The 8,205-nt window shown below is 69.9% G+C and carries 7 protein-coding genes; 2 read left to right on the forward strand and 5 right to left on the reverse strand.

Annotation, left to right across the window (positions count from 1 at the left end; translation table 11 throughout):
- Nucleotides 1-203: hypothetical protein (locus AC04L7_RS07870; RefSeq protein ID WP_475512783.1), on the reverse strand; the 203-nt coding region annotated here is incomplete at its 3' end.
- Between the two features lie 379 nt (nucleotides 204-582).
- Between AC04L7_RS07870 and AC04L7_RS07875 the strand changes: the two genes are divergently transcribed.
- Nucleotides 583-1,524: a DedA family protein/thiosulfate sulfurtransferase GlpE gene (locus tag AC04L7_RS07875; RefSeq protein ID WP_436000992.1), complete on the forward strand. Its 942-nt coding sequence runs from the start codon at nucleotides 583-585 to the stop codon at nucleotides 1,522-1,524.
- Nucleotides 1,525-1,536: 12 nt separating this feature from the next.
- Here the strand turns inward: AC04L7_RS07875 and AC04L7_RS07880 are convergent, their stop codons facing one another.
- Nucleotides 1,537-2,433, reverse strand: coding sequence for a GGDEF domain-containing protein (locus AC04L7_RS07880; protein WP_296280186.1), 897 nt, complete (start codon nucleotides 2,431-2,433; stop codon nucleotides 1,537-1,539).
- Between the two features lie 95 nt (nucleotides 2,434-2,528).
- Between AC04L7_RS07880 and AC04L7_RS07885 the strand changes: the two genes are divergently transcribed.
- Nucleotides 2,529-5,270, forward strand: coding sequence for a serine/threonine-protein kinase (locus AC04L7_RS07885; protein ID WP_475512784.1), 2,742 nt, complete (start codon nucleotides 2,529-2,531; stop codon nucleotides 5,268-5,270).
- A 13-nt stretch (nucleotides 5,271-5,283) separates the two neighbouring features.
- On the opposite strand, the gene AC04L7_RS07890 is transcribed toward AC04L7_RS07885, so the two are convergent.
- The 3 genes from AC04L7_RS07890 to AC04L7_RS07900 form a co-directional block, all read right to left on the reverse strand.
- The gene (locus AC04L7_RS07890) at nucleotides 5,284-6,192 is read right to left on the reverse strand and encodes a DMT family transporter (RefSeq protein WP_435997916.1); all 909 of its coding nucleotides are present in this window, start codon (nucleotides 6,190-6,192) and stop codon (nucleotides 5,284-5,286) included.
- A gap of 13 nt (nucleotides 6,193-6,205) precedes the next feature.
- A complete protein-coding gene (gene murB / locus AC04L7_RS07895; RefSeq protein ID WP_475512785.1) occupies nucleotides 6,206-7,246 on the reverse strand; it encodes a UDP-N-acetylmuramate dehydrogenase in 1,041 nt (346 codons plus the stop codon).
- A partial coding sequence (locus tag AC04L7_RS07900) for a quinone-dependent dihydroorotate dehydrogenase (RefSeq protein WP_475512786.1) occupies nucleotides 7,243-8,205 on the reverse strand: 963 nt, incomplete at its 5' end. The genes AC04L7_RS07900 and murB, both read right to left, overlap by 4 nt.

Below are 8,205 nucleotides of genomic sequence, written 5' to 3' on the forward strand. Positions count from 1 at the left end.
GGATTGGACAGCAGCGGATAGTGGCCGGTGCGCTGGGCGGCGGTGACCTTGTTGTCCGCCTTCGGCGGCGAGACCAGGTTCACCAGGGTCTGCCAGAAGCTGTAGTCGCCTTCCTCCGCTTTCAGGGGGGCGGCGACCGCCAGCGTCAGCGTGGCGGCCGCAAGGACGAGCGGCAGGCGGGCGGGTCGTACGGGTGCAACCATGATCGGATCCTCCGGCGAGAGTCMGGCGGGACGTTCAACGGGATGGACTGCCTTGGCGTGCGGCACGCGTGGGGGCGGCGACCGTACAGGGGCGGATGGTGGTGCGTCGCGACGCCGGCGGCATTAAGCCGGCGTGATGGCGCCGGGTTTGGCTGCCGATACCCCCGACATTGGCCGCGATGCCCCCCTTCCTCGGCGCCGTAGCCGCTGAGGTAAATGCAGCGATCTCGCGTCGCAGCACGTGGCGCGTCCGGCATCGGCCGTCATCGCGGCCCGGCAACGCATCGTTGCGGCCCGGTGCCTTGCCGCCGCGCGGGCGTGGATCGAACATGGCCGCGCGCCGACACGCGCGGCGATGATGAGGGGGACGGGGAGCGCGATGCAGGACGTGGTGGACAAGTACGGCGTGGCCCTGGTCTTCCTCAACGTGCTGGTGTTGTCGCTGGGCCTGCCCGTGCCCGCGATGCCCACGCTCATCCTCGTCGGCGCCGGACTGGCGCTGCAGCCGGACACGATGTGGCTGCCGCTGCTCGGCGTGCTGGCCGTCTCGGTGGCCGCCAGCCTGATCGGCGACAGCGCGTGGTTCTACGCGGGTCGCCGTTACGGCAACCGTACATTGCAGTCGCTGTGCCGGCTGTCGTTGTCGCGCGACACCTGCATGAAGCGCACCGAGCGCTTTTACGGCCGTTTCGGCATCCGCGTGCTGTCGGTGGCCAAGTTCATTCCCGGTCTGTCGATGGTATCGGTGCCGCTGGCCGGCGCCATGCAGGCGCGACTGCCGTCTTTCCTGCGCTACGACGGGCTCGGCGCCACGCTGTGGGCCGCGCTGGGGCTGGGGTTGGGCGTGGTGTTCTCGCGGCAGGTCGAAACGGTGATCGACACGCTGTCGCAACTGGGCGCCGGCGCCGGCGTGCTGGTCGGGACCGTGCTGGCGGTCTATGTCGCGTGGCGCTGGTGGCGTCGACGCAGCCTGCTGAAGTCGCTGGACGCCGCGCGCATCGAACCGTCGGACCTGAATGCGCTGATGCGGTCGGGAAATGCCCCGGCGCTGTTCGACATCCGTGCGCCAGGCTTCCGCGCGGTGGATCCCTACATCATCCCGGGGGCGATCTTCGCCGACGAGCGCCGGCTCGACGGCATCCTCGCCGGCTATCCGCGCGACGGAAAGGTCGTCATCTACTGCGCGTGCCCCGATGAAGTGTCCGCGGCGTGGATGGCCGGCAAGCTGCGCGCGGCCGGCTTCCACGACGTGCTGCCGCTGCGTGGCGGCATCGACGCATGGCGCGCAGGCGGCTTCGGCGTCGATCCGCTGGCCCGCTGAGCCGCGCCCCGGTCAGTGCTCGATGCAGACGCGGTTGCGGCCTTCGCTCTTGGCGCGGTACAGGGCGGCATCGGCCGCGGCCATCATGCGGCTCACCGTGTCGCGGTCGGGCGTCAGCGCGGCGATGCCGATGCTGACGGTGATCGTCTGCGCGTGGCCCCCGGGACGGAACACCACCGCTTCCACCGCCTCGCGCAGGCGCTCGGCGAATCCGTAGGCGGCGTCCGGTCCGCACTCGGGCAGGAGCACCGCGAATTCTTCGCCGCCGATGCGTGCGGCGGCATCGTCGTTGCGCACGTGCCGGCGCACCAGCGCCGCGATCTGCTTGAGTACGTGGTCGCCGGAGATATGGCCGTAACGGTCGTTGATCGGCTTGAACAGGTCGACGTCGATGATGCACATGGTCAGTTCGCGCTGGTGCCGCATGGCGCGGGCGATCTCCTTCTCGACGGTCTCGATGAAATGCCGGCGGTTGTACATCTCCGTCAGCGCATCGTGGGTGGCGAGCTGGTAGATCTCCTCGTGGTAGTGCGCTTCCACGCTGCTGTGGCTGATGAACTTCAGGATGCTTTCGCCCAGCGTGATGTGGTCGCCGTCGGCGAGCACCGCCTCGCCAACCGGGTCGTCGTTGACCCGCGTGGTGTTGGTGGCGCCGAGGTCGCGCACGCGGTAACTGTCGCCCTCGCGCCAGATTTCGCAGTGCAGGCGCGAGACGCTGTTGTGCGGAATGTGCAGGTCGGCTTCCTGGGAGCGGCCCACGCGCACGCGCGCGGTGTCGATGTCGGCCCGCCGGCCCAGGCCTTCGCCATGGATGACCACCACGCACGCGGACCGGTGCGACGCCGGACGCGGGCCGTCGCTCAGGATGGTCCGTTGCGTGGTCGGTGGATCGTGGGAATCCCGGGACATGCGAAGACGGCTGACAGGTGCGGGCCCGAGTGTAACGGATAGGTCGGTCAACTCACGCTTCCGCTACCATGGCCGGGCGCACCGGGGAAAGTGGCATGACATCGCAACCTTACGACGACCTCGCACCCACCGAGAGCCTGACCACGCGCCTGCAGGACGCCCCGACGGCGCCCGACGGCACGCTGGCGCCGGGCGCGCGACTGGGGAGGTACCGCATCGAGGACCTGCTGGGGCGGGGCGGCATGGGCGAGGTCTACCGGGCTGCGCAGCTGGAGCCGGTGCGCCGCGACGTCGCCCTGAAGCTGATGCGCTCCCAGCGCCTGCAGGCGCGCCACCTGGCCTGGTTCGAGGTCGAGCGGCAGGTGCTGGCGCAGATGCGCCATCCCGCCATCGCCCAGATCTACGACGCCGGCACCACGGCGGAGGGCTACCCGTTCTTCGCCATGGAGCTGATCGACGGCAGCCCCATCACGCGCCACTGCCGCGACCATCAGCTGTCGCTGGACGAGCGCGTGGCCTTGTTCATCCGTGTCTGCGAGGGCGTGCAGCATGCGCACCACAAGGGCGTGGTGCACCGCGACCTCAAGCCCGGCAACCTGCTGGTGGATACGGTGGACGGGCGGCCGGCGCCGAAGATCATCGATTTCGGCATCGCCATGGCCGCGTCGCTGGCCGGCGACGCCGCACTGGAGCGTGCAGGCACTCCCGAGTACATGAGCCCCGAACAGGCGCAGGGCGACGCCGCCCAGGTCGACACCCGCAGCGATGTCTATTCGCTCGGCGTAGTGCTGTGCGAACTGGTGACCGGCGTACGCCCGGAGGCCGTGGGCGAAACCTGGGCGGCGGACACGCCGACCGCGGTGGCGCCGTCGTCGCGACTGGCGGCGCTGCCCGCCGACCAGGCCCGGCAGATGGCACAGGAACGCGGCCTGTCGCTGGCGCGGATGCGCGCGCGGCTGCGGAGCGACCTGGACTGGATCGTGCTGAAGGCCATGCAGCACGACCGTGACGCGCGCTACGACGCGGTCGCGGCGCTGGCCGACGACCTGCAGCGCTATCTGGATGGCCGCGTGGTGGCGGCGGTACCGCCGAGCCGGCGCTATGCGTGGCGGAAGTTCCTGCGCCGCCATCGCACGGCAGCCGTGGCGGCGGGCTTCGGCCTGCTGGCGCTGCTGGGGGGACTGGCGCTGTCGCTGTATGGACTGCAACAGGCGCGGACGCAGCGCAGCGTCGCCGAGGCGCGCAGCGCGGAGCTGGAGAAGGTCGCCGCCTTCCAGCAGTCGATGCTGGAGGGCATCGACATCGAGACCATGGGTGTCGGTCTGTCCGAAGGCCTGGTGCGCCAGGTGGCGAGCGTGGATCCCGGCGCCTCCTCGGCGTTCGGTGCGACGCTGGCGAAGGCGAGCACCGGCGACCTGGCGCGCGACCTGGTGGATCGCCAGTTGCTCGCCAACGCGGAARAGGCCATCGCCCGCGATTTCGCCGACCAGCCCGACGTGGCGGCCAGCCTGCGTGAATCGGTCGCCCGCGTGTACGCCGCCATCGGACGTTACGACAAGGCGGCCGAGCATTTCGGCCGCGTCGCCGAGCATCGCGCGGCCGCGCTGGGCGAGGGTGCGCCCGAGACGCTGCGTGCGCGCAACGAACAGGTGCAGGCGCTGCTCGAAGGCGCGCACATCGACCAGGCCGAGACCGTGTTGCAGAAGGCGCTGCCGCGCGCGTTCGCGCTGCCCGTGAACGACCAGGTGCGGGTCAAGCTGGAACTGGCGCAGGCGCAGGTCATCTCCGCACGCGGCGATCGCCCGCGCGCCAAGGGCGTCGTGCAGGCCGTGCAGGAGCGCCTGCTCGCCAGCGTCGGCGAGCGCGATCCGGCCACGCTGGAGGCCACCAACAACCTCGCCGCCGTGCAGCGCAACCTGGGCGAACTGCCCGAGGCGCGCGCCAACATGGAGAACGTGGTGGCGCTGCGCACCGCGACGCTGGGTCCGGATGACGACGAAACCTTGTCCGCCATGGGCAACCTGGCCGTCCTGCGCATCATGAACCGCGAGAAGGACGCGGCGATCGCCATGCAGCGCGACCTCACCGCGCGCTACATCACCAAGCTGGGCAGCGAACATCCCACCACCCTGCAGGCGCGCAGCACGCTGGCCACGATGATGATCGACGGCGGCGACAAGCAGGCGGTGAAAGCCGCGGTTCCGGCGCTGCGCGAGGTACTCGCCGCGCGGGAACGCGTGCTCGGCCGCGACCACCCGCAGACGGTACGCACGCGCCTGAACCTGGCGACCGCGTATGCCAGGCTCGGCGATTTCGCCGCCGCACTGCCGCTGGAAGAGCAGGTCATCACCGCGCGCAGCCGGACCCAGGGTGCCGCGCATCCGGACACGCTGTCGATCCTGGTCAATCATGCCGGCACGTTGCTCAATGCCGGCCAGGCGGAAGCGGCACTGCGCCTGCTGGGCGACGTGCAGCCGCTGGCGTTGAAGACGCTCGGCGAAAAGCACCCGCAAGCGCAGGTCACCATGGTCATCCGTGCCGAAGCCTTGCGCGTGCTCGGTCGGACCGCGGACGCCGTGCCGGAGTACGAGCGTCTGTTCGCACTGCGCCGGCGCGTGCTGGGCGAGACGGACCTGGAAACCCGTATCGCGGCCTGGAACCTGATCGACACGTACAACGAGCTGGGACGCAAGGCCGAGGCCCAGGCCCTGTACCGGCAATACGTCGCCCCCCTGCTGGCGGCGGACCCGAACACGCTGGATGACGACGACGCGGATTTCGTGCAGCGCTATCGCGCCGGCGACCGGCCCGGCAAGCAGCCCGCCAGGCGGGGCTGAGTCGCCGGAACGGTCACTCGCCGGGTTTGGCGGCCGCGCTGGCGGCCTCCGAGGCCGAGCGCCGCGACAGCACCGCCTCGCGATGGGCGATGTACGCGTTGGCGCCGAAGATGATGCCGGCGCCAAGCAGCGTCCACCGGTCCAGCGACTCGTCGAACAACAGCCACCCGAACACCGCCACCACCGGCAGCTGCATGAAGCTGATCGGCGTGAGCGCCGATACTTCGCCCAACTTGAGCGCACGCGTCCACAGCATGTGGCCGCCGGTGCCGAGCACGCCGGCGGCGACGACCCAGGCCCAGGTGATGCCCTGCGGCCATTCCCACACGGCCAGCGCCGGCACCAGCGACATCGGCACCCACAGCAGGGTGGTGTAGATGACGATGCGGTCGGCCGGTTCGGTGTTCGAGAGTTGCTTGATCTGGATCGCGACCAGCGCGCTCATCACCGCGGCGAGTACCGCGATCATCGCGTCGGCGGTGAACTGCGACGTACCCGGGCGCACGATGATCAACACCCCGGCGAACCCGAGTGCCACCGCAGTCCAGCGGCGTGCGCGAACCTGTTCGTTGAGCAGGGCGGCGGCGGCCAGGGTGACGAACAGCGGCGTGGAATACGACAGCGACACCGCCTGCGCCAGCGGCAGGTGGCCGATCGCCCAGAAGCCGGCCAGCATCGAACAGATCCCGATGACGCAGCGGAACAGGTAGCGCGGGAACTGCGTGGTCTTCAGGAAGCCGGGGCCGTGCCGCAGGATCAGCGGGGCCGCCGCCAGCAGGCCGAAGAAGTTGCGGAAGAACGCGATCTCGAACGTGTGCAGGGTCGCCGACGCCAGTCGGATCGCCACCACCATCAGCGCGAAGAACACCGTGCTGCCCAGCATCAGCACGGCGGCGCGATAGTGGGCGGGCAGGGCGGGCATGCGGTCCGGTGATCTACCAGCGGGCGCCGATGATCTTCGGTTCCGGCTCGATGCACACGCCGAAGCGCGCATTCACCGCGTCTGCGATGCGTCGTGCCAACGCCAACAGCTGCGCACCGGTGGCTTCGCCGTGGTTGACCAGCACCAGCGCGTGCGCTGCGGATACGCCTGCATCGCCATCGCGGTGGCCCCTCCAGCCGCAGGCTTCGATCATCCAGGCCGCCGACAGCTTTCGGTTGTGCGTGGCATCGCCACGGAACACTGGCAAGGTCGGGTAATCGACCAGCAACGCATCCGCCTGCGCCTGCGAGACGATGGGATTCTTGAAGAAGCTGCCGGCGTTGCCGACCACGGCGGGGTCCGGCAGCTTGCGCCGGCGGATGCGGATGACCGCTTCGCCGACATCGCGGGCGGTCGGCGTGGCGATGCCCATCGCCGCCAGTTCGTCGCGGATGCCCGCGTAATCCAGCCGCAACGCAGGCGCGCGCGGCAGCAGGAACTCCACCGCAGTCACCAGATAGCGGTCGGGATCGTGCTTGAAGACGCTGTCGCGGTAAGCGAAGGCGCACGCGTCGCGGTCCAGGCGCACACGCGTGCCGTCGCGGCGATCCATGGCCTCGACGACATGGATGAACTCGCCCACTTCGGTGCCATAAGCGCCGATGTTCTGGATCGGCGACGCGCCCGCGGTGCCCGGGATCAGCGCCAGGTTCTCCAGGCCGCACAGGCCCTGGTCCAGCGTCCACATCACCAGCGGATGCCAGTCGACCCCGGCATCCGCGCGCACGAGCGCATGGCCACCATCGTCGGACAGCATGCGCACCTCGCGCGTGGCCATGGCGATCACGGCGCCCGGTGCGTCACCGGCGAACAACAGGTTGCTGCCGCCGCCGATCACCAGCGRTCCGCCTTCGRCCACCTGGGGAAGCGCGAATACCTCGTCGAGCGCGGCTGCATCGTCGACCTCGATCAGCCACGGCGCCCGCGCCGGCACGCCGAAGGTGGTGCGCTCGCGCAGCGAGGCGTTCGGGGTGACGCGGTAGCCGGTGGTCATTCCGGCGCTACCGGCCCGCCGCTCGGGGCTTCGCGGCGGCGGCGGATCGCTTCCACGCATTCACGGACCAGTTCGGGGCCGCGGTAGACGAGGCCGGTGTAGCACTGCACCAGCGAGGCACCGGCCGACATCTTGGCCACGGCATCGGCGCCGGACAGGATGCCGCCGACGCCGATCAGCGGAATGCTGTGCGGCAGCCGCGTGCGCAACCGGCGCAGCACCAGCGTCGCCTGGCCCATCAGGGGCGCGCCCGACAGTCCCCCCGTCTCGCGCGCCTGCGGATGCTCCTGCACGCTCAGGCGCGAGACGGTGGTGTTGGTGGCGATGACGCCATCGACCTGCATGTCGCCGAGCACGCGGGCGACGGCGTCGATGTCGCTGTCCGACAGGTCCGGCGCGATCTTGACCAGCATCGGCACACGCTTACCGTGTTGCGCGGCCAGCTCTTCCTGCGCCTCGCGCAACGTGCCGATCAGCTGGCGCAGCGCCTGCTCTTCCTGCAGTTCGCGCAGGCCAGCGGTATTGGGCGATGAAATGTTGACGGTAATGTAGTCCGCCAGCGGGTAGACGCGTTCCAGGCAGTACAGGTAGTCGGAGGCGGCACGCTCGTTGGACGTGTCCTTGTTCTTGCCGATGTTGATGCCGAGCAGCCCGCGGTCGCGGCGCGCGGCTTCGACATTGCGCACCAGTGCATCGACGCCTTCGTTGTTGAAGCCGAGCCGGTTGATGACCGCCTGGTGTTCCGGCAGGCGGAACATCCTCGGTTTCGGATTGCCCGACTGCGGCTTCGGCGTGACCGTGCCGATCTCGACGAAGCCGAAGCCCAGCGCGAACAGGGCATCGATGTGCGCGCCGTTCTTGTCCATGCCGGCGGCCAGGCCGACGGGATTGGGGAAGGTCAGGCCCATGACCTTGGTGGGCATCGGCGTGATCGGCCGCGCCACCAGCGGGGTGGTGCC

This window comes from Pseudoxanthomonas sp. LjRoot204_2 (assembly GCF_056175765.1).

Excerpts from the sequence above, each read along its gene's own strand:
- AC04L7_RS07875 (WP_436000992.1), top strand. The coding sequence starts at position 583 with ATGCAGGACGTGGTGGACAAGTACGGCGTGGCCCTGGTCTTCCTCAAC.
- AC04L7_RS07880 (WP_296280186.1), bottom strand. The coding sequence starts at position 2,433 with ATGTCCCGGGATTCCCACGATCCACCGACCACGCAACGGACCATCCTG.
- AC04L7_RS07890 (WP_435997916.1), bottom strand. The coding sequence starts at position 6,192 with ATGCCCGCCCTGCCCGCCCACTATCGCGCCGCCGTGCTGATGCTGGGC.